General features: G+C 69.1%; 25 protein-coding genes. 19 read left to right on the top strand and 6 right to left on the bottom strand.

The window, feature by feature from the left end; translation table 11 throughout:
* Positions 1–8: 8 nt before the first annotated feature.
* From ACWV14_RS30690 to ACWV14_RS30670, 5 genes are all read left to right on the top strand, one after another.
* Positions 9–518 carry a YiaA/YiaB family inner membrane protein gene (locus ACWV14_RS30690; RefSeq protein ID WP_454905580.1) on the top strand — a complete coding sequence of 170 codons (510 nt, stop codon included), beginning with the start codon at positions 9–11 and terminating at the stop codon, positions 516–518.
* A 27-nt stretch (positions 519–545) separates the two neighbouring features.
* Positions 546–1,025, top strand: a complete 480-nt coding sequence (locus ACWV14_RS30685) for a hypothetical protein (protein WP_454905578.1) — start codon at positions 546–548, stop codon at positions 1,023–1,025.
* 11 nt (positions 1,026–1,036) lie between these two features.
* Positions 1,037–1,825, top strand: a complete 789-nt coding sequence (locus tag ACWV14_RS30680; protein ID WP_454906134.1) for a DUF2145 domain-containing protein — start codon at positions 1,037–1,039, stop codon at positions 1,823–1,825.
* A gap of 19 nt (positions 1,826–1,844) precedes the next feature.
* The gene (locus ACWV14_RS30675; protein ID WP_454905576.1) at positions 1,845–2,882 is read left to right on the top strand and encodes a serine endopeptidase; all 1,038 of its coding nucleotides are present in this window, start codon (positions 1,845–1,847) and stop codon (positions 2,880–2,882) included.
* 108 nt (positions 2,883–2,990) lie between these two features.
* A complete protein-coding gene (locus ACWV14_RS30670) occupies positions 2,991–3,380 on the top strand; it encodes a DUF3597 domain-containing protein (RefSeq protein WP_454905574.1) in 390 nt (129 codons plus the stop codon).
* 127 nt (positions 3,381–3,507) lie between these two features.
* Here the strand turns inward: ACWV14_RS30670 and ACWV14_RS30665 are convergent, their stop codons facing one another.
* On the bottom strand, positions 3,508–4,290 hold the full coding sequence (locus ACWV14_RS30665) for an SDR family NAD(P)-dependent oxidoreductase (protein ID WP_454905572.1): 783 nt from the start codon (positions 4,288–4,290) through the stop codon (positions 3,508–3,510).
* Between the two features lie 113 nt (positions 4,291–4,403).
* Between ACWV14_RS30665 and ACWV14_RS30660 the strand changes: the two genes are divergently transcribed.
* Positions 4,404–4,781 (top strand): hypothetical protein, encoded by a 378-nt coding sequence (locus ACWV14_RS30660; protein ID WP_454905570.1) that lies wholly within the window; start codon positions 4,404–4,406, stop codon positions 4,779–4,781.
* A 13-nt stretch (positions 4,782–4,794) separates the two neighbouring features.
* On the opposite strand, the gene tgt is transcribed toward ACWV14_RS30660, so the two are convergent.
* Positions 4,795–5,967, bottom strand: a complete 1,173-nt coding sequence (gene tgt / locus ACWV14_RS30655) for a tRNA guanosine(34) transglycosylase Tgt (RefSeq protein ID WP_454905568.1) — start codon at positions 5,965–5,967, stop codon at positions 4,795–4,797.
* Positions 5,968–5,977: 10 nt separating this feature from the next.
* A complete protein-coding gene (gene queA, locus ACWV14_RS30650; protein ID WP_454905566.1) occupies positions 5,978–7,021 on the bottom strand; it encodes a tRNA preQ1(34) S-adenosylmethionine ribosyltransferase-isomerase QueA in 1,044 nt (347 codons plus the stop codon).
* A 147-nt stretch (positions 7,022–7,168) separates the two neighbouring features.
* Between queA and ACWV14_RS30645 the strand changes: the two genes are divergently transcribed.
* Genes ACWV14_RS30645 through recG form a run of 3 tightly spaced genes read left to right on the top strand, consistent with a single transcriptional unit; the run spans position 7,169 to position 11,552 of the window.
* Positions 7,169–7,843: a DUF4166 domain-containing protein gene (locus tag ACWV14_RS30645; protein WP_454905564.1), complete on the top strand. Its 675-nt coding sequence runs from the start codon at positions 7,169–7,171 to the stop codon at positions 7,841–7,843.
* Positions 7,840–9,336, top strand: coding sequence for a TIGR01777 family oxidoreductase (locus tag ACWV14_RS30640; protein WP_454905562.1), 1,497 nt, complete (start codon positions 7,840–7,842; stop codon positions 9,334–9,336). The genes ACWV14_RS30645 and ACWV14_RS30640 overlap by 4 nt, the downstream gene beginning before the upstream one ends.
* A gap of 11 nt (positions 9,337–9,347) precedes the next feature.
* Complete coding sequence (gene recG / locus ACWV14_RS30635; RefSeq protein ID WP_454905560.1) at positions 9,348–11,552, top strand: ATP-dependent DNA helicase RecG; 2,205 nt, start codon at positions 9,348–9,350, stop codon at positions 11,550–11,552.
* Positions 11,553–11,558: 6 nt separating this feature from the next.
* Here the strand turns inward: recG and ACWV14_RS30630 are convergent, their stop codons facing one another.
* The gene (locus ACWV14_RS30630; RefSeq protein ID WP_454905558.1) at positions 11,559–12,191 is read right to left on the bottom strand and encodes a LysE family translocator; all 633 of its coding nucleotides are present in this window, start codon (positions 12,189–12,191) and stop codon (positions 11,559–11,561) included.
* 85 nt (positions 12,192–12,276) lie between these two features.
* Entirely contained in the window at positions 12,277–12,981 is a 705-nt protein-coding gene (locus ACWV14_RS30625; RefSeq protein WP_422084520.1) for a GntR family transcriptional regulator, read from the bottom strand.
* A gap of 272 nt (positions 12,982–13,253) precedes the next feature.
* Here ACWV14_RS30625 and ACWV14_RS30620 point away from each other — a divergent pair, with 272 nt between their 5' ends.
* From ACWV14_RS30620 to ACWV14_RS30575, 10 genes are all read left to right on the top strand, one after another.
* Entirely contained in the window at positions 13,254–13,991 is a 738-nt protein-coding gene (locus tag ACWV14_RS30620) for a DUF969 domain-containing protein (RefSeq protein WP_454905556.1), read from the top strand.
* 2 nt (positions 13,992–13,993) lie between these two features.
* On the top strand, positions 13,994–14,950 hold the full coding sequence (locus tag ACWV14_RS30615) for a DUF979 domain-containing protein (RefSeq protein WP_422084523.1): 957 nt from the start codon (positions 13,994–13,996) through the stop codon (positions 14,948–14,950).
* A 9-nt stretch (positions 14,951–14,959) separates the two neighbouring features.
* Positions 14,960–15,640, top strand: coding sequence for a pyroglutamyl-peptidase I (gene pcp / locus ACWV14_RS30610; RefSeq protein WP_454905554.1), 681 nt, complete (start codon positions 14,960–14,962; stop codon positions 15,638–15,640).
* 50 nt (positions 15,641–15,690) lie between these two features.
* Positions 15,691–16,470, top strand: a complete 780-nt coding sequence (locus ACWV14_RS30605) for a LamB/YcsF family protein (protein WP_454905552.1) — start codon at positions 15,691–15,693, stop codon at positions 16,468–16,470.
* 2 nt (positions 16,471–16,472) lie between these two features.
* Entirely contained in the window at positions 16,473–18,059 is a 1,587-nt protein-coding gene (locus ACWV14_RS30600) for a 5-oxoprolinase subunit B/C family protein (protein ID WP_454906132.1), read from the top strand.
* Positions 18,060–18,073: 14 nt separating this feature from the next.
* Complete coding sequence (locus tag ACWV14_RS30595; protein ID WP_454905550.1) at positions 18,074–19,807, top strand: acetyl/propionyl/methylcrotonyl-CoA carboxylase subunit alpha; 1,734 nt, start codon at positions 18,074–18,076, stop codon at positions 19,805–19,807.
* A gap of 312 nt (positions 19,808–20,119) precedes the next feature.
* Positions 20,120–21,085, top strand: coding sequence for a LysR substrate-binding domain-containing protein (locus tag ACWV14_RS30590; protein WP_081267421.1), 966 nt, complete (start codon positions 20,120–20,122; stop codon positions 21,083–21,085).
* A gap of 141 nt (positions 21,086–21,226) precedes the next feature.
* Positions 21,227–21,802, top strand: a complete 576-nt coding sequence (locus ACWV14_RS30585; RefSeq protein WP_081267422.1) for a Dps family protein — start codon at positions 21,227–21,229, stop codon at positions 21,800–21,802.
* A 73-nt stretch (positions 21,803–21,875) separates the two neighbouring features.
* Positions 21,876–22,736, top strand: coding sequence for a 4-hydroxybenzoate octaprenyltransferase (ubiA, locus tag ACWV14_RS30580; protein ID WP_454906130.1), 861 nt, complete (start codon positions 21,876–21,878; stop codon positions 22,734–22,736).
* Positions 22,737–22,741: 5 nt separating this feature from the next.
* Positions 22,742–23,224, top strand: coding sequence for a MaoC/PaaZ C-terminal domain-containing protein (locus ACWV14_RS30575; RefSeq protein WP_422084530.1), 483 nt, complete (start codon positions 22,742–22,744; stop codon positions 23,222–23,224).
* 2 nt (positions 23,225–23,226) lie between these two features.
* Here ACWV14_RS30575 and proC read toward each other — a convergent pair whose 3' ends face one another.
* The gene (gene proC / locus ACWV14_RS30570; RefSeq protein WP_454905548.1) at positions 23,227–24,084 is read right to left on the bottom strand and encodes a pyrroline-5-carboxylate reductase; all 858 of its coding nucleotides are present in this window, start codon (positions 24,082–24,084) and stop codon (positions 23,227–23,229) included.
* Positions 24,085–24,088 lie beyond the last annotated feature (4 nt).

Genomic DNA, 24,088 nt, shown 5'->3' with positions numbered 1-24,088 from the left:
AGGCACACATGCAACCCCTTTCATCCTCGACCGTTTCCATCCAGCGCGACACGCGGGCCTGGCAGTTCCAGACCTGGGCCTCGTTCGCGATCGCCGTCTTCCTGTGCGCCACCGGCTTGAGCTGGCTGCCGGGGCAGGCGCTGGACCGGGCGTTCATGGTGATGGGCTACGTGTTCTGCCTGAGCACCGCCTTCATGCTGGCCAAGTTCATCCGCGACGGCGAGCAGGCCGCCGCCGGCCTCTCGGCGGGCCGCGACGTGCCCATGTGGCGCCTGGTCGTCTGGGGCAGCTTCTTCACCGCGATGGCCCTGACCGGCTGGGGCCTCGTGCGCATGGAGATCAACGACGCCTACAAAGCCTTCCTGGGCGTGAGCTGGCTGTTCCTCATCAGCTCGGCCTTCACGCTGGCCAAGACGCTGCGTGACCGCCACGAAGCCGACATGGCAGAAGCCCGCCTGCAAGGCCGCCGGCTGGCCCGCGCCGAAGCCGCCGCTTCTGGTTCCTCCTCCGCCGAATAACCCGTGCCAGGCCAACGAAAGATCATCATGAAGAAGTCGATTGCCGCTGTCCTCGTCGCCGCATGCACCGCCTTCGCCGGCGTCTCGGCCCCCTTGCAGGCACAGGCCCAGAGCGACGCCTCCACGGCCATCTCGCTGATGCCGGTGGCCTCCGTCCTCGTCACGGCGTCGGCCGTGGGTGCGTCGGCGGACTCCGTAGGCGGAGTGACCAAGGCCTCGGTGGCGCTACCCGCCGCGCTGTCGGTGGCCGGCTCCGTGCTCACCGTGGTCGCGGTCGAAGCCTCGGCCGACGGCACGGTCTATGTGCTGGAGCGTGCTTCGGACGGCGCGCGCGCCAGCATCAGGGTGGCGGGGCGCGCCGCCAACGGCGTGCCGGCTGCCGTGGGCACCGGCGTCACCGTCAGCGTGATCGGCTCGGGCGTCGTGCTCTCGGCCGCCGGCGAAGTGCTGGCCTTCGTGCCCAACGCCATCGGCCGTGCGCTGCTCTACAACGAGAGGCTCTCGTGAAGCGCGCGCTGATGGCCCAGGCCGTGCTCGGGCTCGTCCTTGCGATGGCGCTCCCGCTGCAGGCCTGGGCCGGCCGGTCCTGCGAGCAGGTCAAGCCGACGTCCGCGGTGATCGTCAAGGGCATGGAGCTGGCCGAGCGCACCTCTCAGGCGCTCGACGCCAGCGGTGCGCGCGTGGTGATCCTGGCGCGCGCCGGGCAGGACCTGGGCAAGTACGGCCTGCGCTACTCGCACCTGGGCATTGCCTACAAGACCGAAGCCGGCCCGTGGCGCGTGGTGCACAAGCTCAACCAGTGCGGCACCGCGGTGGCGTCCGTGTACCGCCAGGGGCTCGGGGAGTTCTTCCTCGACGACCTGTGGCGCTACGAGGCGGCCTGGGTCGTGCCCACGCCGGCCGTGCAGGCGCAGCTGATGGCCGCGCTGGACGAGCCGCCCGCGCGCATCGTGCGGATGAACGTGGCGCCCTACAGCATCGTGAGCTACGCCTGGGGCCAGAAGTACCAGCAGTCGAACCAGTGGGCCGTCGAGACGCTGGCCGCCGCGATGGAGCCCGCCACCATCGGCAACCGCGCGCAGGCGCAGGCATGGATGCAGTTCAAGGGCTACGAGCCCACCACGCTGAAGCTCGGGCCGCTCACGCGGCTGGGCGGGCGCGTGACCTCGGCCAACGTGGCCTTCGACGACCACCCGAACGACAAGCGCTTCAGCGACCGCATCGACACGGTGACGGTCGACTCCGTGTTCGCATGGCTGCCGCGTGCCGGCCTGGGCGCCGCGCCGGTGACGCTGAAGCTTCAATGAACAGGAACGGGACAACGACATGAGCAAATCCCTGCGCCTTTCCGAAAAATGGTTCCGCCGCGGCCTCTGGCTGGTGGCCTTCGTGTTCGCCAGCTTCCTCATCGGGCTGGGCAGCACCATCGTGGGCGACCTGCCGCAGGTCGAGCGCGTGCGCGGCATCGACGACTTCATCGACCTGCGCGCCGCACAGCCGCTTCGCGCGACCATCGCGGCCTCGGAAGCCACCGAGCTGCAGGCGGCGCGCGACCTCGACCAGATACGCCTGCAGCTGCAGGCTGCGCAACAGGCCAATGCCAATGCGCGCGAGACCTTCGGCAACTGGCTCGCCACGCGCCGTGCCACCGCGCAGCCCGACCAGGACACCGAGCTCATCGCGCGCACCAAGGCGCTCGACGCCTTCAAGCAGAAGGAAGAACAGGTGCAGCGCCAGGTCAGCGCGCAGCAGCAGATCACGCTCGACGCGCGCCAGGCCGAGCAGCGCGCACGCACCGCGCTCGCCGACCTGGAGCGCGACGCGCAGGTGAAGCTGGAAGCCGAATACCGCCGCATCGAGCTGCGCGTGTTCCTCTACCGGCTGGCCCTCACGCTGCCCTTGCTGGTCGTGGCCGGCTGGCTGTTCGCGAAGAAGCGCAAGAGCACGTACTGGCCCTTCGTATGGGGCTTCATCTTCTTCGCGCTGTTCGCGTTCTTCGTCGAGCTGGTGCCCTACCTGCCGAGCTACGGCGGCTATGTGCGCTACGTGGTGGGCATCGTGCTCACGGTGCTGGTGGGGCGCTATGCCATCGTCGCGCTCAACCGCTACCTGGCGCGCCAGAAACTCGCCGAGCAGCAGCCCGACCAGGTGCGGCGCGAAGAACTCAGCTACGACACCGCGCTGGCCCGCCTGGGCAAGAGCGTGTGCCCCGGCTGCGAGCGGCCGGTGGACCTGAAGAACGACGCGATCGACTTCTGCCCGCATTGCGGCATCGGCCTGTTCGACCACTGCGGCGTGTGCGAGACGCGCAAGAGCGCGTTCTCCAAGTTCTGCCACGCCTGCGGCACCCCGGCCGCGGCCTAGTCTGCGGATTCGGTCACGCCCCCGCGCGCCGATCGACACACCATGTAGCCGGCGCGCCGCAAGGCCGTGCTACAACGACGGATTCCCAACCCCAGACGGAGCTAAAGCATGAGCATTTTCGGCAGCATCCTTTCCAAGATCTTCCCGGGCGCCAAGGCAGCTGAGGCGCCCGCCCCGGCACCCACCGCCGCGGCACCGGCCGATGCACCCGCACCCGCCGTGGCCGCGCCCCCGCCCGCCATTCCGCTGGGCGACGTGGCCGCCGTGCTCGACGGCATGCCGGGCTCGAAGAACCTGAACTGGCGCACCTCCATCGTCGACCTCATGAAGCTGCTGGGCCTGGACAGCAGCCTCGAGGCACGCAAGCAACTGGCCGCTGAACTGAGCTACGGCGAAGACACCAGCGACAGCGCCAAGATGAACATCTGGCTGCATCGCCAGGTCATGACCAAGCTGGCCGCCAACGGCGGCACGGTTCCGGCAGAGTTGCGGGACTGAGCTGGATAGTCGCTCGGAAGTTTTTCGAGAACACCGAGGAACCGGCTCTGCCGGGCCTCAGGTGTTGCCCCTGGTAGGGGGTTGGCGAAGCGACACGAAGTGCGCGTAGCCTGGGGGCGAGACTATTTCAGGTCCAGCCGGCGTCGACGACGTAGTCTTGAGCGGTGCACATGCGCGAATCGTCGGCCGCCAGGAACAGCGCCATCGCCGCGATGTCTTCCGCCATCACGCGGCCCGGCAGGCACTGCGCCGCATCGATCTCCGCACCCGATTCGGGCTTGACCCACAGCTTGATCTGCCGCTCGGTCATCACCCAGCCCGGCACGATCGAATTCACCCGGATGTTCTGCTTGCCCAGGTCGCGCGCCAGCGAACGCGTGAGGCCGCGCGCCGCCGCCTTGCAGGCCTGGTACACCGGATAGCCCTTGCCCTTGATCATCCAGCTGATCGAGCCGAAGTTGATGATCGAGCCGCCACCCAGCGCGCGCATGTCGTCGGCCACCGCCTGCGCGGCGAAGAACTGGTGCTTGAAGTTGACGGCCACGAGGCGGTCGAAGTCGTCGCTGGTCACGTCCGCCATCTCGTGGCGGCGGTCGTTGGCGGCGTTGTTCAGCAGTACGGAGACCGGGCCGAAGCGCTGGCGCACCGCGTCGATGGCGGCGGCGAGCACGTCCGTGTCTGTCACGTCGCAGGGCACGAACAGCGCCGGGTTTTCGCCCTGCAACTGCGCCGCGAGCGCGCTGCCGGCAGCGGTGTCGAGGTCGCAGAAGCCGACCTTCGCGCCCTGCGCATGAAAGGCCCGCACCAGCGATTCGCCGATGCCGCTGGCCCCGCCGGAGATGAACACGGTGCGCCCGGTCAGCGAGGGATAGCGGGCGGTGTAGGGCGAAAGTTGTGATGCGTTGGTCATGCGGATGCGGCAACAGCGGTGGGGACGGACGGCAAGCGTAGCGGATAGCGGCCGGCCGGTGTATGGCTTCCGGCAAATGGGCGGCGCACCCGGGCGTGGCTACGCTTGCTCCCATGAAGACGAAGACGCTGCCCCGCCGCCGTACCCTCATCGCGTTCGCGATGCTCGTTCCCGCCGCGCTGGCGGTGCGCTCCGTGCGCGCCCAGGCGGGCACGGGCGGTGTCCAGCTCTTCAAGGTGGTCTCGCCGCGCGACGAGGTTGTCGTGGGCGCCGATGCCGCGCTGCTCGGCACCGGCTCCGGTCCCGCCGTCGAGAGGCTGGCCGCGCAACTCGCCGCCAAGGGCCAGCTCACGCTGTGGCAGTACGCCTCTCACAAGGACGCGAGCGGTGCGCTGGTGCAGGCGCCGCTCAAGCAGATCGTCGTCTTCAGGAACGAGGCCTTGCGCATCGAGCCCTACGCCACGCCGCTGCCGATCCAGCCGCTGAAGTAGCGGCCGCTCTTCTTCAGACGCCTCTTGCGCGCTCAGACTTGAAGCGCGCGCGAAACTCCGTGAACGTGCCCGCGTCCAGCGACTCGCGGATCTCGCTCATCAGGTTCAGGTAGTAGTGCAGGTTGTGGATGGTCGTGAGCATCGGCCCGAGCATTTCGCCGCAGCGGTCGAGGTGATGCAGGTAGGCGCGGCTGAAGCCCTCGCGCCCGCCGTCGTTCCAGCTCACGCCCGAAGTGCCCGCGCAGGCATGGCAGGTGCAGCTGGGGTCGATGGGCTGCGGATCGCTCTTGTGGCGCGCGTTGCGCATCTTCAGGTCGCCGAAGCGTGTGAAGAGCGTGCCGTTGCGCGCATTGCGCGTGGGCATCACGCAGTCGAACATGTCGACGCCGTCGGCCACGCCCTGCACCAGGTCTTCCGGCGTGCCCACGCCCATCAGGTAGCGCGGCTTGTTCGCGGGCAGCCGGTGCGGCGTGTGGCCCATGATGTGCAGCATCTCTTCCTTGGGCTCGCCCACGCTCACGCCGCCGATGGCGTAGCCGGGGAAGTCCATGTCCACCAGCGCGGCGAGCGACTCTTCGCGCAGGTTCTCGAACATGCCGCCCTGCACGATGCCGAAGAGCGCGTTCGGGTTCTCCAGCCGGTTGAACTCGGCCTGGCAGCGCCTGGCCCAGCGCAGGCTCAGTTCCATCGAGATGCGCGCCTCGGCCTCGGTCGTGATGTGGCCCTTGGTGTCGTAGGGCGTGCACTCGTCGAACTGCATCACGATGTCGCTGTTGAGGATGGTCTGGATCTGCATCGAGACCTCGGGCGTGAGGAACAGCTTGTCGCCGTTGACGGGCGACGCGAACTTCACGCCTTCCTCGCTGATCTTGCGCATCGCGCCCAGCGACCACACCTGGAAGCCGCCCGAGTCGGTGAGGATGGGCTTGTTCCACTTCTCGAAGCCGTGCAGCCCGCCAAAGCTGGCCATCACGTCGAGGCCGGGGCGCATCCACAGGTGGAAGGTGTTGCCCAGGATGATCTGCGCGCCCATTTCTTCCAGGCTGCGCGGCATCACGCCCTTGACCGTGCCGTAGGTGCCCACCGGCATGAAGATCGGCGTCTGCACCTTGCCGTGGTTGAGCGTGAGCGTGGCGCGGCGCGCGTGGCTGTCGGGGTCGGTCTTGAGGAGTTCGAAGTTCAGCATGGTGGTCGTCTCAATCTTGTTGCCGGGCCAGCAGCATGGCGTCACCATAGCTGAAGAAGCGGTAGCGCTCGGCAATGGCGTGGGCATAAAGCCCCATCACCCGCTCATAGCCCGCGAATGCCGAGACCAGCATCATCAGCGTGCTCTTGGGCAGATGGAAGTTGGTCACCAGCAGGTCGACGTGCTCGAAGGCGAAGCCCGGGGTGATGAAGATGCGCGTGTCGCCCGATGCCTCGCCGCTCTTGGCCCAGGATTCGAGCGTGCGCACGGTGGTCGTGCCCACGGCGACGATGCGGCCGCCACGCGCCTTGCATTCGGAAATGGCGCGCTGGGTGGCCTCGGGCACCTCGTAGCGCTCGGCATGCATGGTGTGCTCGGCGATGTTCTCGGTCTTCACGGGCTGGAAGGTGCCGGCGCCCACATGCAGCGTGACGTTGGCGCGCTGCACGCCGCGCGCTTCGAGTTCGGCCAGCAGGCCTTCGTCGAAATGCAGCGCGGCCGTGGGCGCGGCCACCGCGCCGGGCACGCGCGCGAACACGGTCTGGTAGCGGCTCTCGTCGTCGGCCGAATCGGTGTGGGTGATGTAGGGCGGCAGCGGCACGTGGCCGCAGCGCTGCATCAGTGCATACGGGTCTTCGCCCGCGTCGCTCTCGAAGCCGAAGCGGAAAAGCGCCCCCTGCTCGTCGGGCCAGCGACCCAGCAGGGTGGCGCGGAAGCCGCCGACCATGTCGAGCGTGGTGCCCACCGGCGGCTTCTTGCTGACCTTCATGTGCGCGACCACCTCGTGGCCCTGCAGCACGCGTTCGACCAGCAGCTCGAGCTTGCCGCCGGTCGGCTTCTCGCCGAACAGGCGCGCCTTGACGACGCGCGTGTCGTTGAAGACCAGCAGGTCGCCCGCGCGCAGCAGCGAGGGCAGGTTCTTGAAGATGCGGTCGACCGGAGCGGGCCCCGTGCCGTCGAGCAGGCGGGAGGAGGTGCGTTCGGTGGCCGGGTGTTGCGCCACCAGCTCGGGTGGCAGGGCGAAATCGAAATCGGAAAGCGTGAAGGCGCGCATGTTGCTTGAGGGCCGGACGGGCCCGTGCCAAGGAGGCATGGGAAAAGAAAAGAGAAAGCCGGGAGGCGGGCGGGATTGTCCCATGCCCGGAAAACGGGGCGTCGAGGCGGGGCTATCGGGGCCGTGTTGCCAAGGCAGAATCGGCGGATGCCTGATTCACATGCCGCGCGCGTCGCACCCCAGCCCGGCCCTTCCGAAGGCGAACTCTTCAAGAAGATCCTGGGGAGCAAGTGGCAGGGCCTGCACCCCGACATCCGCCGGCGCTTCGACAAGAACCCGTTGCCGGGCAAGGCGCTGCATTACCTCGGCGCGCTCAGCGAGCTGAGCTGCTCGCGCTTCGGCAAGCTGCTGGGGCACCTGACGCAGCCGATGATCCAGGGCGCGCTCATTCCCTACAGCGACGCCAATTTTCCGGTGGAGATACAGGTCTATGCCAAGCCCGAAGATCCGGCCATCTACAAGCAGCGCATCTATCGCCTGCATGGCCGCAAGCCGATCCAGTTCACCAGCTTCATGCGCGAGAGCGAGCGCGGCGAGGTGCTGGAGTACGTGGGCATGGGCCTGGGCATGAAGCTGGTGCTGAGCGTGGAAGAAAACGGCAGCCTGCATTTCCAGAGCGACGGCTACTTCTGGGACGTGCTGGGCTGGCGCATTCCGCTGCCCGGCGTGTTCACGCCCGGCAAGACTTTCCTGTGGCACCACAACGAGACGCCGGAGCGCTTCAACATCCGCATCGAGATCCGCCACTGGCTGATGGGCACCACCTTCACCCAGGTCGGCGTGTTCGAGGAAGTGACTGAACCCAGGGCGGTGGCCGCATGACGATCGACACCCACCTGCTGGCGCTGCAGCTCATGGCCGCACAGGGGCTGATGGGCGCGTTCGACACGCTCTATCACCACGAAGGCACCGAGGCGCTGGCGCAGCGCAACACCGCGCGGCGCGAGCTGTCCATCCACGCGGTGCGCTCGTCGATCTACTGCGCCATGTTCATCGGACTGTCGTCGTGGGCCTGGCACGGCGTGTGGGCCTGGGTGCTGCTCGCGGTGTTCGGCGTCGAGATCGTGCTCACGCTGTGGGACTTCGTGGTGGAAGACGGCAGCCGCCTGCTGCCGCCCACCGAGCGTGTCACGCACACGGTGCTGGCCATCAATGCCGGAGCTTTCATCGCGCTGCTTGCCATGAATGCGGTCGACTGGGCGGCGCAGCCCACTGCGCTGGTGTGGCAGCCGCAAGGCTGGCTCGGCGCCTTCCTCGCGCTGTGCGGTGTGGGCGTGGGCATTTCGGGTCTGCGCGACGGGCTGGCGGCGCGCGCGCTGTTCCGGCGCACCGCGCAGGAAGAACAGCGCGCGGTCGATGCGCCGGTGCATTTCGGCAGCAAGCCGCAGCGCGTGTTGGTGACCGGCGGCACCGGCTTCATCGGCCAGCTCCTGGTGCGCCACCTGCTGGCCGACGGCCATGCGGTGACGGTGTGGACGCGCGATGCGCGCTCGGCCGCCTGGGGCTTCGGTGGCGCGGTGCGCTGCGTGCAGGCGCTCGAGCAGATCCCGGCGACGGACGATGTCGACGTGGTCATCAACCTGGCGGGCGCGCGCATTCTCGGCCAGCGCTGGAACGAGCGGCGCCAGCGCCAGCTGATGCAAAGCCGCGCGGGCCTGACGAACACGCTGGTCGCGTGGATCGCCACGCGTGCGCGCAAGCCCTGGCTGCTGCTGTCGGGTTCGGCCATCGGCTACTACGGCGTGCAGCCGCAGGGCGACACCGCCGAGCTGGCCGAAGACGCACCGCCGCAGGACATCTTCATGTCGACGCTGTGCCAGGCCTGGGAGCAGGCCGCGCGGGGCGCCGTTGCGCACGGCGTGCAGGTGGCCTGCATGCGCTTCGGCTTCGTGCTGGGCCACCAGGGCTCGCTGCCGCAACTGCTGCTGCCCGTGGCGCTCGGCATGGGCGGCCGCCTGGGCAGCGGGCGGCAGTGGCTGTCGTGGGTGCATGTGCATGACGTGATCCGCGCGATGGCCCATGTGTGGGGCCTGGCCGAACAGGCTGGTGGCGATGCAGCGGCGGCGCAGGCTTTCAACTTCACCGCTCCCGGCGCTCTCTCGCAGGAAGAATTCACCCGCGTGGCCGCCAGCGTGATGCACCGCCCCTGCTGGATGCCGACACCCGCCGCGCCCGTCAGGCTGCTGCTGGGCGAGCAGGCCGACCTGCTGCTCGAGGGGCAGCGCGTGGCGCCCGCGCGCCTGCTGCAGACCGGGTTCCGCTTCGCGTTTCCCGATGCGCGCAGCGCCTTGACTGACCTTTGCCGCCCGCGCTAGAAGCTTCGCCCGTGCCGCCCAAGAAACAAGCTCCCTTGCCCACTGCCGATCCAGCAGCCGCCGCCGCTGCGCCGCCGCAGCCGCCCGGTGCCGGCCTGAGCCAGGTGCAGCGCGCGCTGCGCAAGCTCGGCCTGGTGCGCGACATCGACTTCGCGCTCTACCTGCCGATGCGCTACGAGGACGAGACCCGCATCGTGCGCCTGGTCGACACGCGCGACGGCGACATGGCGCAGGTCGAGGGCGTGGTCACGGAATGCGAGGTGGTGTACCGCCCGCGCCGGCAGCTCATCGCCACCATCGACGACGGCAGCGACACCTGCCAGCTGCGCTTCTTCAATTTCTATCCGTCGCAGCAGAAGCAGCTCGCGGTCGGCGCGCGGGTGCGCGTGCGCGGCGAGATGCGCGGCGGCTTCGTGGGGCGGCAGATCATGCATCCCACGGTGAAGGCCGCCGGCACTGCATTGCCCAACGCGCTCACGCCCATCTACTCGACCGTGGCGGGGCTGCCGCAGCCGGTGCTGCGGCGCGAGGTGCGCTCGGGCCTGGCGCGGGCTGTGCTCGACGAGACCATTCCGGTGCAGATCGGCTTTCGCGGCGCCTGGGACCTGCGCGCCTCGCTGAGCTTCCTGCACTACCCGACGCCCGACGTGGCGATGGCCACGCTCGAAGACCACAGCCACCCGGCATGGCAGCGCATCAAGGCCGAGGAACTGCTGGCGCAGCAGCTGTCGCAATTGCAGGCACGGCTGGAACGCGCGGCGCAGCGCGCGCCGGTGCTGCCCGCGCCGGCCGAGCCCGCCGCCGCCTCGCTGCATGCGCAGTTGCTCGCGGTGCTGCCCTTCGGCCTGACCGGCGCGCAGCAGCGGGTGGGCGAGGAAATCACGCGCGACCTCTGCCGCGAGATTCCCATGCACCGGCTGCTGCAGGGCGACGTGGGCTCGGGCAAGACGGTGGTGGCCGCGCTGGCGGCGGCGCGCGCCATCGATGCGGGCTTCCAGTGCGCGCTGATGGCGCCCACCGAAATCCTGGCGGCGCAGCATTTCGGCAAGCTGGTCGGCTGGCTCGATCCCTTGCTGGCCGAGCGCGGCCTGCGCGTGGCGTGGCTCACGGGCAGCCAGAAGAAGAAAGAGCGCGATGCGATGTCGGCGGCGGTGGAGAGCGGCGAGGCCGCGCTGGTCATCGGCACGCATGCCGTCATCTCGGAGAAGGTGCGCTTCAAGAATCTCGCGCTGGCCATCATCGACGAGCAGCATCGCTTCGGCGTGGCGCAGCGGCTCGCCTTGCGCGGCAAAGCGGCAGGCAATCTTGGCCCCCCTGAGGCTTCGCCTCACCCCCCCGAGGGGGAGGCCTCCGGCTTGGGGCGGCCCGGCGCCGGATTGGAACCGCACCTGCTGATGATGAGTGCCACGCCCATCCCGCGCACGCTGGCGATGAGCTACTACGCCGACCTCGACGTGTCCACGCTCGACGAGCTGCCGCCGGGCCGTACGCCCATCGTCACCAAGCTTGTGGCCGACCACCGGCGCGACGAGGTCATCGACCGCATCCATGCGCAGATCGCGCAGGGGCGGCAGGTGTACTGGGTGTGCCCGCTGATCGAGGAGAGCGAGGCGGTCGACCTGCGCAACGCCACCGAAACCCGCGACGAACTGGCCGGCACGCTGGGCGAGCCGATCCAGGTCGGCCTGCTGCATTCGCGCATGCCCACGGCCGAGAAGCAGGCGGTGATGGCCGCGTTCACCGCCAACGAGATCCAGGTGCTGGTGAGCACCACTGTCATCGAGGTGGGCGTGGACGTGCCCAATGCCTCGCTGATGGTGATCGAGCATGCCGAGCGCTTCGGCCTTTCGCAGCTGCACCAGTTGCGCGGCCGGGTAGGGCGCGGCGCGGCGGCCTCGGCCTGCGTGCTGCTCTATGCGCCCGGCGACAGCGGCCGCGTGGGCGAGGCCGCGCGCGCCCGGCTCAAGGCCATGGCCGAGACCGGCGACGGCTTCGAGATCGCGCGGCGCGACCTGGAGATTCGCGGGCCCGGCGAGTTCCTGGGTGCGCGTCAGTCGGGCGCGCCGCTGCTGCGCTTTGCCGACCTGACGACAGATACGCTGTTGCTCGAGTGGGCGCGCGAGCTGGCGCCCGTCATGCTCCAGAAGCACCCCGACCTGGCGCAGCGCCACATCGACCGCTGGCTAGGCACCAAGGCCGAGTACCTCAAAGCCTGAGAGAACTCAGGTCGTCGGCCGGCGCGTGAAGGCGAGGATCAGGCCGAAGCCGACCATCATGCTGCCGCTGATGCGGTTGAACCAGCGCATCGCGCGGCTGCCGTTGGCCATGCGGCGCATGCGCGCGCCGAGCAGCGCGTAGAGGGCGATCGCGACCACCTCGAACACCAGGAAGGTCGCGCCCAGCAGCAGGTAGCTGCTGGCATAGGCGCCCGGCGCCACGAACTGCGGAAAGAAGGCGGTGAACACCAGGATGGCCTTCGGGTTGCCGGCCGCCACGGTGAATTCCTGTCGTGCCAGCGCGCGCATGGACGGCGGCGCGGATGCGTCGCGCAAACCCACATCGGCCGTTGGCGCCGGGGCGCGCAGCAGGCGGATGCCGATCCACACGAGGTACGCCGCGCCGATGTACTTGATGACGTGGAAGGCCAGCTCCGACGCCACCAGCACCGCGCCCATGCCCAGGCCCGCGATGGCGATCATGATCGCGAAGGCCACGAGCCGCCCGCTGGCCGCGATCACTGCCGGCGACACGCCGTGCTTCGCGCCGTTGGTCACGGACAGCAGGTTGTTGGGCCCGAACGCCATGTTGATGGCGAAGCAGGCGGGCAGGAACAGCAGGTAGGCAGACAGGGTCATGGCGCGTATCCGTCGGCGTTGCGTGGCGGGGCTGCCATTATTTCAGCTCATCGAGGACGCCGGTACCGCTCTTCTCAGGCCCTGCCTAGCTGTCGATTCCGCCCTCGGGCATCTGCCGCGCATAGACCGCGAGCACGATGCGCTCGGAGTGGATCAGGTAGTCGTTCAGCGCCGCCGAGCCCTCGGCGAACTTGCCGGCCTCGATGAGTTCGAGCAGCTTGGTGTTCATGTCCACGTAGGGCGCGTGCAGGAACTCCGGGTCCTTGAGCAGGCCGAAGGCCAGCCGCAGCTCGACCAGGATGTGCGCGAACAGCACGTTCAGCCGTTCGCTGTCGGCCAGCTCCACGATGCCCTTGTGGAACTCCATGTTCGCAGTGCCCACGCCCAGCCAGTCGCCGGCCTCGCGGCACTTCAGCGCCAGTTCGACCGCCTCGCGCATGTGCTTCTTGGCGGGGTGGCGCGGGTAGGCCTGCGCCAGCGCCTGGCATTCGATGAGGCGGCGCACGCGGTAGATGTCGATGATCGACGCGATGCTCGGCACCGCCACGAACACGCCGCGGTTGGGCGCGTGCTTGAGCAGGCCTTCCTTGGTCAGCGTGCGGAACACCTCGCGCAGGGTGTTGCGCGAAATCTCGAAGCTGTCGGCCAGCGTGGCCTCCGACAGCCGCTGCCCGGGCGAGAACTCGCCCTTCACGATCTTCTGGCGGATGAGTTCCGCCACCCGGTCGTTGAGCGTCTGCGTGCCCGCGGCCGGCGAGGCGGGCGTTGTGGTGGAAACCTGTCGATTCATGCCGGGAGGTAGGTGGAGGGGGCGTCGGTGCCGCGCGTTTGTAGCAGATTTCCGCTGGCCGCCAGCGCACCAGATCGCAACGCGATCAGGGTTTCCATGGGGTCATCCAGGCACCTTTGTTGGGCACACTCGCATTGATTGTTCAACAATCCAAAGAAAATGAGTGATTCAGGTGGTTTGAATTGCTCATTCATTGGCATGGCACTTGCGTAGATCGACGTGCCGGCGGCATATGCGCCAGGCGGCTGTGAACTCCAACACGAAAGACCAACATGACTCCTGACATCCCTCTCTGGCCGCTGATTGGCGTGGCCGTCATCATTGCGGGGTTCATCCTGCGCTTCAATCCGATGCTGGTGGTGATCGTCACGGCCATCGTGACGGCCGCCGCCGCGGGCTTCGGCCCCATGGCCATCCTCACGGCCATCGGCACCGGCTTCATCAAGACCCGCAACCTGCCGCTGATCATTCTTCTGCCGCTGGCGGTGATCGGGCTGCTGGAGCGCCACGGCCTGCGCCAGCATGCGCAGAACTGGATCGGGCGCATCAAGTCGGCCACCGCCGGGCGCCTGCTGATCGTCTACCTCGCCGCGCGCGAACTCACGGCGGCCATGGGGCTGACCAGCCTCGGCGGCCATCCGCAGATGGTTCGCCCGCTGCTCGCGCCCATGGCCGAAGGCGCCACCGAAACCCGCTACGGCAAGCTGCCCGAGCGCCTGCGCCACAAGCTGCGCGCCTATGCCGCGGCCACCGACAACGTGGGCCTGTTCTTCGGCGAAGACATCTTCGTGGCCTTCGGCGCCATCGTGCTGATGACCACCTTCCTGCATGAAGCGGGCATCGACGTCGAGCCGCTGCATGTGGCGATGTGGGGCATCCCCACCGCGATCGCCGCGTTCGTCATCCATTCGTGGCGCCTGCGCCGCCTCGACCAGGCCATCGCCCGCGAGATGGAAGGCACCCCGAGCCCTGACGCCCCGGCCGTTCCCGCCACGCAAGAGGGCCGCTGATCATGATTCTCTCGATCCAGCACCTCTACATCCTGGTCGGCCTGATCCTCGCGATCACGGCCATCATGACGCTGACCGACCGCCAGCACCCCAAGCGCTACACCAGCGGCCTGTTCTGGGCGCTCTATTCGCTGGTGTTCCTGGTCGGCGACAAGCTGCCGCCCGCATGGGTGGGCGTGGGCGCCATCGCGATGGCCGTCATTGCCGGCATGCGCGGCGTCGGCGCGGGCAAGCACCGCGAGCCCTCGCCCGAGCAGTACCAGGCCAGCGCCATGCGCCTGGGCAACAAGCTCTTCATGCCGGCGCTGGCGATTCCGCTGGTCACCGTGATCGGCACCGTGCTGATGAGCAAGGTCAAGATCGGCGACGCCTTCCTGCTCGACCCCAAGAACACCACGCTGGTGAGCCTGGGCGTGGGCTGCGTGGTGGCGCTGGCGCTGGCCTGCTGGCTGACGCGCGAGACGCCGGTGCAGGGCATGCGCGAGTCGCGCCGCCTGACCGACGCGCTGGGCTGGGCCGTGGTGCTGCCGCAGATGCTGGGCATGCTGGGCCTGGTGTTCTCCGACGCCGGCGTGGGCAAGGCGGTGGCGTACATCACCACCAGCTACATCAACATGGACATCCGCTTCGTCGCTGTGGTGGTGTACGTGCTGGGCATGGCGCTCTTCACCATCATCATGGGCAACGGCTTCGCGGCCTTCCCGGTGATGACGGGCGGAGTCGGCGTGCCGGTGCTGGTGGGCGTGTACCACGGCGACCCGGCGGTGATGGCGGCCATCGGCATGTTCTCGGGCTACTGCGGGACACTGATGACGCCGATGGCGGCCAACTTCAACATCGTGCCGGCGGCGCTGCTGGAACTGCCGGACAAGAACGCGGTCATCAAGGTGCAGGTGCCCACTGCCGCCGCGCTGCTGGTGGTCAACATCTTCCTGCTTTACTTCCTGATGTTCCGCTGAGGCTCTGCAATGAAGAAGACGACCGGTACCGCCGCGCCCCGCGTGCTGCTCGCGGGCTTCGAGCCCTTCGAGAACGACCCCGTCAACCCGGCGTGGGAAATCGCGCGGTCCCTCGACGGCTGGGCCTGCGAAGGCGCCGCGGTGCATGCGGTACAGCTGCCCTGCGTGTTCGGCCGTGCCATCGACCGGCTCGACGAGGCGCTGGCGGCCGGCGCGCCACCCGTGCTGGTGCTGTGCATCGGCGCGGCGGGCGGGCGCACCGAGATCTCCCTGGAGCGCGCCGCGCTGAACGTCGACGACGCGCGCATTCCCGACAACGCCGGCTACCAGCCCATCGACATCCCGGTGGTCGAGGGCGGCCCGGCGGCCTACTTCAGCACGCTGCCGATCAAGGCCATGGTGCGCGACATGCGCGCGGCCGGCCTGCCAGCGGCCGTGTCCAACAGCGCGGGCACCTTTGTCTGCAACCACATCTTCTATGCGCTGATGCACCGCATCGCGACGCAGCCCGTGCTTGCGCAAACGCGCGGCGGCTTCGTCCACGTGCCTTACCTGCCCGAGCAGGCGGCTTCCAAACCCGGCTTCGCCAGCTTGGCGCTCGCGACGCAGGTCGAGGCTTTCCGCGTGGCGATCCGCACCGCGCTGACCGTGCGCGACGACGTGCGCGAGACCGGCGGCCGCCTGCACTGACCCGATGACCCCTGTGGCGCGTGCCTGCCGCGCGCCGGAAAAGACGAACGATGAACATCGACTTGAACAGTGACCTCGGCGAGAGCCTGGGCGTCTGGCGCGTGGGCGACGACGCCGCCATGCTGGATATCGTGAGCAGCGCCAACGTGGCCTGCGGCTTTCACGCAGGCGACCCCGCCGGCATCCTGCGCACGCTGCGCCAGGCCGCGCAGCGCGGCGTCGTGGTCGGCGCCCATGTGGCCTACCGCGACCTGGTGGGCTTCGGCCGCCGCAACATGGACGTGGAAAGCGCCGACCTGCGCGCCGACGTGATCTACCAGATCGGCGCCCTCAAGGGCCTGGCCGCCGCCGCCGGCACCACCGTGCGCTACGTGAAGCCGCATGGCGCGCTCTACAACACCATCGCCCACGACGAGCGCCAGGCGCGCGACGTGATCGCCGCCATCCGCGAAATCGACCCCGGCCTGTGCCTTGTGGCGCTGGCCGGCTCACCGCTTTTGGGCTGGGCCGAGGCCCAGGGCCTGCGCGCCGTGGCCGAGGCTTTTGCCGACCGCGCCTACACGCCGCAGGGCACGCTGGTGTCGCGCCGCGAACCCGGTGCCGTTCTGCACGACGCGCAGGACGTGGCCGAGCGCATGCTGCGGCTCGCCGAGGAGGGCGTGGTGACGGCCATCGACGGCAGCACCGTGCGCATCCGTGCCGAATCGGTCTGCGTGCATGGCGACAGCCCTGGCGCGGTCGGCATGGCGCGGCAGGTGCGCGAGCGGCTGGCGCAGGCCGGCGTGACCATCGCTTCGTTCGCGGGTACCAGCACGGGCACGGACGCATGACCATGCGCTGCCTGTCGGCCAACCTGAATGCCGTGCTGGTCGAGCTCGACGACCTGCCGCAGACGCTCGCGCTGCTCGCCTCGCTGCGCGCCGAGCCCATCGACGGCATCGAGGAACTGGTGCCCGCCGCGCGCACGCTGCTGATCACCTTCCGGCCCGCCGCGCTGACGGCAACCGGGCTTGCGCGCCAGCTGCGGCTGCGCAGCCTCGACGCCCGCGAGACGCGCGCGGAAAAGCGCATCGAGATTCCCGTGCGCTACGACGGCGAGGACCTGGCCGAAGTGGCCGGCCTGCTCGGCGTTTCGCCCGAAGAGGTGGTGCGCCGCCACACCGGCAGCGACTACACCGTGGCCTTCACCGGCTTCGCGCCGGGCTTCGCCTATCTGTCGGGCGGCCATCCGAGCCTGGACGTGCCGCGCCGCAAGGTGCCGCGCACCCGCATCCCCGCCGGTGCAGTGGGCCTTGCCGGCAGTTTCAGCGGCGTGTACCCGCAGGCCAGCCCCGGTGGCTGGCAGATCATCGGCGTGACCGACACGCCGATGTGGGACCTGTCGCGCGCAACGCCGGCGCTGCTGCAACCCGGCGACACCGTGCGCTTCGTGGACGTCACCGCCTCGCCGGCGACCTTGCCCGTGCCACCGAGCGAAGCGCCTTCCGCATTCGCGGCGCCCGCGCCCGGCGACTGCGCGCTCGAGATCCGCGCCGCCGGCGTGCAGGCGCTGCTGCAGGACAGGGGCCGCCCCGGGCAGGCGCGCCAGGGCGTGTCGGTATCCGGCGCGATGGACCAGCGCGCGCTGCAGGCGGCCAACCGGCTCGTCGGCAATGCCTCCGACAACGCCTGCATCGAAGTCGCCTACGGCGGCTTCCAGCTCGTCTGCCGCGGCGAGGCGGCGGTGGCCGTCACCGGTGCCGATGGCCCCCTCACGCTGACCCGTGCCGACGGCGCCAAATGGCCGCTGCCGCGCTACCAGCCCTTCGCGCTGGCCGACGGCGACACGCTCTCGCTGGGCGAGCCCGTCGCCGGCATCCGCAGTTATGTGGCGGTGCGCGGCGGCTTCGCGGTCGCGCCGGTGCTGGGCAGTTGCTCGAGCGACACGCTGGCCCGCATCGGCCCGCCCGCGCTGGCTGCCGGTGACGTGCTGCCGGTGCGTGCCGTGCATATCGGTGCCGTCGTCGGCGCGCCCGAGACGCCGCCTGCGGACCTGCCCACCATGCAGGAAGAAGTCGTGCTGGACATCGTGCCCGGCCCGCGCGCCGACTGGTTCACGTCCGAGGCCATCGCGCAGCTGTGCGGCCAGCCGTGGCAGGTCACGCCGCAGTCCAACCGCGTCGGGCTGCGCCTGGCCGGCGAGCGGCCGCTGGTGCGCGCCAACCTGTCCGAGCTGCCCAGCGAGGGCACCGCGCGCGGCTCCATCCAGGTGCCGCCCAGCGGCCAGCCCGTGTTGTTCCTGGCCGACCATCCGCTGACCGGCGGCTATCCCGTGATCGCCTCGGTCGCCACCCATCACCTGGACCGCGCGGGGCAGATTCCCGTGAACGCCCGCGTCCGTTTCCAACCCATGGCCGGACTCGGCCCGGTCGAACACTGATCGAGAGTCTTCCGATGAAAAAAGTCCTGATCGCCAACCGAGGCGAAATCGCCGTGCGCATCGCGCGCGCCTGCGCCGACTACGGCGTGCAATCGGTGGCCGTGTACGCCGATGCCGACATCGACGCGCTGCATGTGCGCATGGCCGACGAGGCCTACGGCCTGGAGGGCGACCGTCCCGCCGATACCTACCTGCACATCGCCAAGCTGCTGGCCGTGGCGGCGCGCAGCGGCGCCGACGCGGTGCACCCCGGCTACGGCTTCCTGTCCGAGAGCGCCGCGTTCGCGCAGGCCGTCATCGACGCGGGGCTGACCTGGATCGGCCCGTCGCCTGCAGCCATCGCGCGGCTGGGCGACAAGGTGCAGGCGCGCAAGCTGGCCATGAAGGTCGGCGCGCCGCTGGTCGCGGGCACCGCCGACCCGGTGCAGAGCGCAGCCGAGGTGCTGGCCTTTGCCGAGAAGCACGGCCTGCCGGTGGCCATCAAGGCCGCGTTCGGCGGCGGCGGGCGCGGCATCAAGGTCGCGTGGCGCATGGACGAGGTCGAGGGCCTGTACGAATCGGCCGTGCGCGAGGCCGTCACCGCCTTCGGCCGCGGCGAGTGCTATGTCGAGCAGTTCCTCGACCGGCCGCGCCACGTCGAGGCACAGGTGCTGGGCGACACGCACGGCAACGTCGTGGTGCTGGGCACGCGCGACTGCTCGCTGCAGCGGCGCAACCAGAAGCTGGTGGAAGAAGCGCCCGCGCCATTCCTGAGCGACGCGCAGCGCGAGCGCATCCACCAGTCGGCGCGCGACATCTGCGCCGAGGCCGGCTACACCGGCGCCGGCACGGTCGAGTTCATGCTCAGCGCGAGCGGCGCGATCTCGTTCCTCGAAGTCAACACGCGGCTGCAGGTCGAGCATCCGGTGACGGAAGAAACCACCGGCATCGACCTCGTGGTCGAGCAGTTGCGCATTGCCGACGGCCTGCCGCTGTCGGTCACCGAAACGCCGGCGCCGCGCGGCCATGCCTTCGAGTTCCGCATCAACGCCGAGGACGTCGGCCGCGGCTTCCTGCCGACGCCGGGCCCGGTGAAGGTGTTCGACGTGCCCTCGGGCCCGGGCGTGCGCATCGACACCGGCGTGGTGGCCGGCTCGAGCGTGCCGGGCACCTTCGACTCGCTGATGGCCAAGCTGATCGTCACCGGCGCCACGCGCGAGCAGGCCGTCGCGCGGGCGCGCCGCGCGCTTGCCGAATTCCGCATCGAAGGCGTGGCCTCGGTGCTGCCGTTCCATCGTGCCGCGATGGCGCATCCGGATTTCGTGTCCGGCGATGCCTTCAAGGTCCACACGCGCTGGATCGAGACCGACTTCGCCAACGGCGAGACCGCCGCCGCGCGGCCCGAGCCAAGGCCCGACACCGTGCTGGTGCGCACCGCGATCGAGGTCGACGGCCGTCGCCTGTCGCTGGGCCTGCCGCCCGAGCTGCTGCGCGGGCTGTCGTCCGCCAATGCAGGGGGCGCCACAGCCGCACCGGCCGAGGCCGTGGCGGTGCAGGACCCGGCGGCCGTGGCGGCGCCGGTGTCGGGCACCTTGCAGGGCTGGAAGGTCGCCGATGGCGACGAGGTTGCGCAGGGCGCCGTGATCGCCGTCATGGAGGCGATGAAGATGGAAATGCAGGTGCTCGCGCACCGCGCGGGGCGCATCGCATTCGGCGTGGCTGCGGGCGGCTACGTGGCGGTGGGGTCGGCGATCGCGACCATCGGCTGATGGGCCCTGCGATCCCCCGTGACGGCTGCCGCTTCTCTCTTATTTATTCTTCTTATTTAAGTTAGTAGTAGTAGATAAGGGTAAACCCCATCTGTGGACAGCGGGTGTTTTCTCTTGGCTGACAACGACTTGCCACACCCGCGTCACTGTGTACACGTCTGTTTCGGCGCTGTCCTGGAAAAAGGACAACTCGCCGGCGAACGATGCCGCTGTGGACAAGTGGGGCCTTGTGCTGAAACTGTCCCCAGAGTTGTTCCGCCAAAGCCCCAGGGGCGCCGGGTCACGGGCGCTTGCGCATAATTGACGCAAGCTATGACTCTCACCGAACTCAAATACATCGTCGCAGTAGCCCGCGAACGGCACTTCGGCAAGGCGGCCGAGGCCTGCTACGTCTCCCAGCCGACCCTCTCGGTCGCCATCAAGAAACTGGAGGACGAACTCGAGGTCAAGCTCTTCGAGCGCAGCGCCGGCGAGGTGACCGTCACCCCGCTCGGCGAGCAGATCGTGCAGCAGGCGCAAAGCGTGCTCGACCAGGCCGCCAGCATCAAGGAAATCGCCAAGCGCGGCAAAGACCCGCTGGCCGGCCCGCTGAACCTGGGCGTGATCTACACCATCGGGCCGTACCTGCTGCCCGACCTGGTCCGCCAGGTGATCCAGCGCACGCCGCAGATGCCGCTGGTGCTGCAGGAGAACTTCACCGTCAAGCTGCTCGAGATGCTGCGCGCAGGCGAGATCGACTGCGCCATCATGGCCGAGCCCTTTCCCGACACCGGCCTGGCGATGGCGCCGTTGTACGACGAGCCTTTCATGGCGGCCCTGCCCGCGAAGCACAAGTTTGCCGACCGCGAGTCGATCACCTCCGAGGAACTGCAGAGCGAGACCATGCTGCTGCTGGGCACCGGCCACTGCTTTCGCGACCACGTGCTCGAGGTCTGCCCCGAGTTCGCGCGCTTCTCCAGCAATGCCGAAGGCATCCGCAAGAGCTTCGAGGGCTCGTCGCTGGAAACCATCAAGCACATGGTGGCCTCCGGCATGGGCGTGACGCTGGTGCCGCGGCTGTCGGTGCCGGCCGAGGCGCTCAAGCCGAGGGTCAAGGGCCGCAAGGAGGCCGAGCAGATGGTGCGCTACCTGCCGGTGCGCGACGCGCACGACCGCGATCCGCCCACGCGCCGCGTGGTGCTCGCATGGCGGCGCACCTTCACGCGCTACGAAGCCATCGCGGCGCTGCGCAACGCGATCTATGCCTGCGAGCTGCCGGGCGTCAAGCGGCTGTCCTGAAGGCGGCAATTCGGGGAATCGGCCTACGCGAGGGCCGTTTTGAATCGTTGATCGCTGAGATAGAGTGACGCTGTTGCGAAGCCGCACGCCGGCTTCCAGAATCGAAGCGTTCCACCCAAACTTGAAGAAAGAGTTCTCGCCATGGCCAAAGCCTCGAAGAAATCGTCGCCTGCTTCCTCCGCCGGCAAGGTGCCCAAGAAGGGCGGCACGGTGGTCGCGCAGGAGTCGGGCAGCCGCAATGCGCCGATCATCAACATCGGCATCGAGCGCCAGGACCGCGCAGCCATCGCCGAAGGCCTGAGCCGCGTGCTGGCCGACACCTACACGCTGTACCTCACCACGCACAACTTCCACTGGAACGTGACCGGCCCGCACTTCAACTCGCTGCATGCGATGTTCATGGGCCAGTACACCGAGCTGTGGGGCGCCACCGACGTGCTGGCCGAGCGCATTCGCGCGCTGGGCCACTACGCACCGGGCTCCTACGCCGAGTTCAGCAAGATCGCCACCGTGCCCGACGTGCCCCAGACCCCGCCCAAGGCGATGGAGATGGTGCGCATCCTGGTGAAGGGCCACGAGACCGTCTCGCGCATCGCGCGCGAATTCATCCCCGTGGCAGAGGAAGCCGGCGACGACCCGACGGCCGACATGCTGACCGCGCGCTGCACGGTGCACGACCAGACCGCCTGGATGCTGCGTTCGCTGCTCGAAGACTGAGCGCGCGCTTTCCTCGCACCAGCACAAGAGCGGCACAATGGCCGCTCTTTTTTTGCCCGTCTCGTTCCTTCGCATGCTCGCACGTCGTTTCGCGCTCTACCTCGACCTGATCCGCTGGAACCGCCCCGCAGGCTGGCTGCTGCTGCTGTGGCCCACGCTGGGCGCGCTCTGGTTCGCGGCCGACGGCTGGCCGGGCTGGCACCTGGTGGTGGTGTTCACGCTCGGCACCTTCCTCATGCGCAGCGCGGGCTGCTGCGTCAACGACGTGGCCGACCGCGACTTCGACCGCCACGTCAAGCGCACGGCGCAACGGCCCGTGACCAGCGGCGCGATGTCGGTCAAGGAGGCGCTGGGGCTCGGCGCGGTGCTGGCGCTGATGTCATTCGCTCTTGTGCTCACCACCAACCGCACGACGGTGCTGTGGTCGTTCGCGGCGCTGGCCATCACGCTGATCTACCCCTTCGCCAAGCGCTTCGTGTCGATCCCGCAGGCAGTGCTGGGCATTGCCTTCAGCTTCGGCATTCCGATGGCCTTTGCGGCGGTGCAGTCGCACGTGCCCGTGTTCGCCGCCTGGCTGCTGGCGGGCAACCTGTTCTGGGTGCTTGCCTACGACACCGAATACGCCATGGTCGACCGCGACGACGACCTCAAGATCGGCATGAAGACCTCTGCCATCACCTTCGGCCGCTTCGACGTGGCGGCGGTGATGGCGAGCTACGCGATCTTTCTCGCGGTGTGGATCTGGGCCGGCGCGAGCCGGTCGCTGGGCGTGCTGTTCTACGCCGGCATCGCCGTGGCCGCGGCGCAGGCGCTGTGGCACTGGCGGCTCATTCATGACCGCACGCGCGACGGCTGCTTCAAGGCCTTCCGGCTGAACCACTGGCTGGGCTTCACGGTGTTCGCCGGCATCGTGGCCGGCTACGCGCTGCGCTGAACGCGATGTCCGACGCAATGCTGGAGCAGCTGAAACAGAAGATCGGCCAGGAGGGCTTCTCCGAATGGCACTGCATCACGCAGGAGATGGTCGACCGCTACTCGGAGCTGTCGGGCGACGGCGAGGGTGAGTGGATCCACCTCGACCCCGAGCGCGCGGCGCGCGAGGCGGACTACGGCGGCACCATCGTGCAGGGCTTCTTCCAGGTGTCGCACCTGATCCGCCTGACCGGCGAGGCCATGCGCACGCTGCTGCCGTTCGACTCGAATCACGCGCTCAACTATGGCTTCGACCGCCTGCGCTTCGTGCGGCCGATGCCGGTGGGCGCGCGCTTCCGGGCGCGGGTGCGCATCGCGGAAGCGACGCCCAGGCCTGGCGACAGTTTCTTGCTGAAGGAAGAAGTCCGGCTCGAACTGGAAGACGGCACCGTCACGCTGGCGGCCGAGTGGCTCTTCCTGCTCGGGCCGCGTGCGTTGCCCGCGGCCTGAGATCAGTCCCGGCCGAATTCCTCGCCCAGCTCCGCGGCGCGCTTCTGTGCCGCGCGGATCGCGGTCTTGAACTGCGCCTTCACGTCGGCAGCCTGCAGCGAGGTGATGGCCGCGTAGGTCGTGCCGCCCTTGGAAGTCACGCGCTCGCGCAGCACCGACGGCGGCTCGGTCGCGCTGTGCGCCAGCGCCGACGCGCCGGTGAAGGTGCCGATGGCCAGGCGCTGGGCCTGGTCGGGCGTCAGGCCCATCTCGACGCCGGCCTCGGTCATGGCCTCGATGAAATAGAACACATAGGCCGGGCCCGAGCCCGACATGGCGGTCACGGCGTCGAGCGCGGGTTCGGCCTCGACCCAGATCAGCTCGCCGGTGGGCGCCAGCAGCTGGCCGACCAGTGAGCGGTCGGCGCCGGTGACGCCGGCGCGCGCGAACAGGCCGGTCATGCCCTTGCCGACCAGCGCGGGCGTGTTGGGCATGGCGCGCACCACGCGCTCGGTGCCCAGCCAGCGGGCGATGCTGTCCGACGGAATGCCCGCGGCCACGCTGAGCTGCAGCGCGCCGCTGGCGAATTCGCGCACCGGGCGGGCGGCTTCGGCAAATGTCTGGGGCTTGACCGCCCACACCACCACCTCGCAGCGCGACAGCGCTTCCCCGGCCTCGGCTTTCGCGACGATGCCGTAAGACTGGGCCAGCTTCGCGCGGGCCTCCTCGAAGGGCTCGACCACCTCGAACGAATCGGCCGCGGAGCCTTGCTGGATCAGGCCGCCGATGATGGCGCTCGCCATGTTGCCGCCGCCGATGAAGGCGACGGGTGGCAGCGGCGCGGGGGCGGTGCGGGGCAGGAAAGTGACGGCGATGGTCATGGTC

This window comes from Variovorax durovernensis (assembly GCF_977011995.1).
This window is presented reverse-complemented; position numbering and strand designations above follow the sequence as displayed.

Excerpts from the sequence above, each read along its gene's own strand:
- ACWV14_RS30690 (WP_454905580.1), top strand. The coding sequence starts at position 9 with ATGCAACCCCTTTCATCCTCGACCGTTTCCATCCAGCGCGACACGCGG.
- ACWV14_RS30685 (WP_454905578.1), top strand. The coding sequence starts at position 546 with ATGAAGAAGTCGATTGCCGCTGTCCTCGTCGCCGCATGCACCGCCTTC.
- ACWV14_RS30680 (WP_454906134.1), top strand. The coding sequence starts at position 1,037 with ATGGCCCAGGCCGTGCTCGGGCTCGTCCTTGCGATGGCGCTCCCGCTG.
- ACWV14_RS30675 (WP_454905576.1), top strand. The coding sequence starts at position 1,845 with ATGAGCAAATCCCTGCGCCTTTCCGAAAAATGGTTCCGCCGCGGCCTC.
- ACWV14_RS30670 (WP_454905574.1), top strand. The coding sequence starts at position 2,991 with ATGAGCATTTTCGGCAGCATCCTTTCCAAGATCTTCCCGGGCGCCAAG.
- ACWV14_RS30665 (WP_454905572.1), bottom strand. The coding sequence starts at position 4,290 with ATGACCAACGCATCACAACTTTCGCCCTACACCGCCCGCTATCCCTCG.
- ACWV14_RS30660 (WP_454905570.1), top strand. The coding sequence starts at position 4,404 with ATGAAGACGAAGACGCTGCCCCGCCGCCGTACCCTCATCGCGTTCGCG.
- tgt (WP_454905568.1), bottom strand. The coding sequence starts at position 5,967 with ATGCTGAACTTCGAACTCCTCAAGACCGACCCCGACAGCCACGCGCGC.
- queA (WP_454905566.1), bottom strand. The coding sequence starts at position 7,021 with ATGCGCGCCTTCACGCTTTCCGATTTCGATTTCGCCCTGCCACCCGAG.
- ACWV14_RS30645 (WP_454905564.1), top strand. The coding sequence starts at position 7,169 with ATGCCTGATTCACATGCCGCGCGCGTCGCACCCCAGCCCGGCCCTTCC.
- ACWV14_RS30640 (WP_454905562.1), top strand. The coding sequence starts at position 7,840 with ATGACGATCGACACCCACCTGCTGGCGCTGCAGCTCATGGCCGCACAG.
- ACWV14_RS30630 (WP_454905558.1), bottom strand. The coding sequence starts at position 12,191 with ATGACCCTGTCTGCCTACCTGCTGTTCCTGCCCGCCTGCTTCGCCATC.
- ACWV14_RS30625 (WP_422084520.1), bottom strand. The coding sequence starts at position 12,981 with ATGAATCGACAGGTTTCCACCACAACGCCCGCCTCGCCGGCCGCGGGC.
- ACWV14_RS30620 (WP_454905556.1), top strand. The coding sequence starts at position 13,254 with ATGACTCCTGACATCCCTCTCTGGCCGCTGATTGGCGTGGCCGTCATC.
- ACWV14_RS30615 (WP_422084523.1), top strand. The coding sequence starts at position 13,994 with ATGATTCTCTCGATCCAGCACCTCTACATCCTGGTCGGCCTGATCCTC.
- pcp (WP_454905554.1), top strand. The coding sequence starts at position 14,960 with ATGAAGAAGACGACCGGTACCGCCGCGCCCCGCGTGCTGCTCGCGGGC.
- ACWV14_RS30605 (WP_454905552.1), top strand. The coding sequence starts at position 15,691 with ATGAACATCGACTTGAACAGTGACCTCGGCGAGAGCCTGGGCGTCTGG.
- ACWV14_RS30600 (WP_454906132.1), top strand. The coding sequence starts at position 16,473 with ATGCGCTGCCTGTCGGCCAACCTGAATGCCGTGCTGGTCGAGCTCGAC.
- ACWV14_RS30595 (WP_454905550.1), top strand. The coding sequence starts at position 18,074 with ATGAAAAAAGTCCTGATCGCCAACCGAGGCGAAATCGCCGTGCGCATC.
- ACWV14_RS30590 (WP_081267421.1), top strand. The coding sequence starts at position 20,120 with ATGACTCTCACCGAACTCAAATACATCGTCGCAGTAGCCCGCGAACGG.
- ACWV14_RS30585 (WP_081267422.1), top strand. The coding sequence starts at position 21,227 with ATGGCCAAAGCCTCGAAGAAATCGTCGCCTGCTTCCTCCGCCGGCAAG.
- ubiA (WP_454906130.1), top strand. The coding sequence starts at position 21,876 with ATGCTCGCACGTCGTTTCGCGCTCTACCTCGACCTGATCCGCTGGAAC.
- ACWV14_RS30575 (WP_422084530.1), top strand. The coding sequence starts at position 22,742 with ATGTCCGACGCAATGCTGGAGCAGCTGAAACAGAAGATCGGCCAGGAG.
- proC (WP_454905548.1), bottom strand. The coding sequence starts at position 24,084 with ATGACCATCGCCGTCACTTTCCTGCCCCGCACCGCCCCCGCGCCGCTG.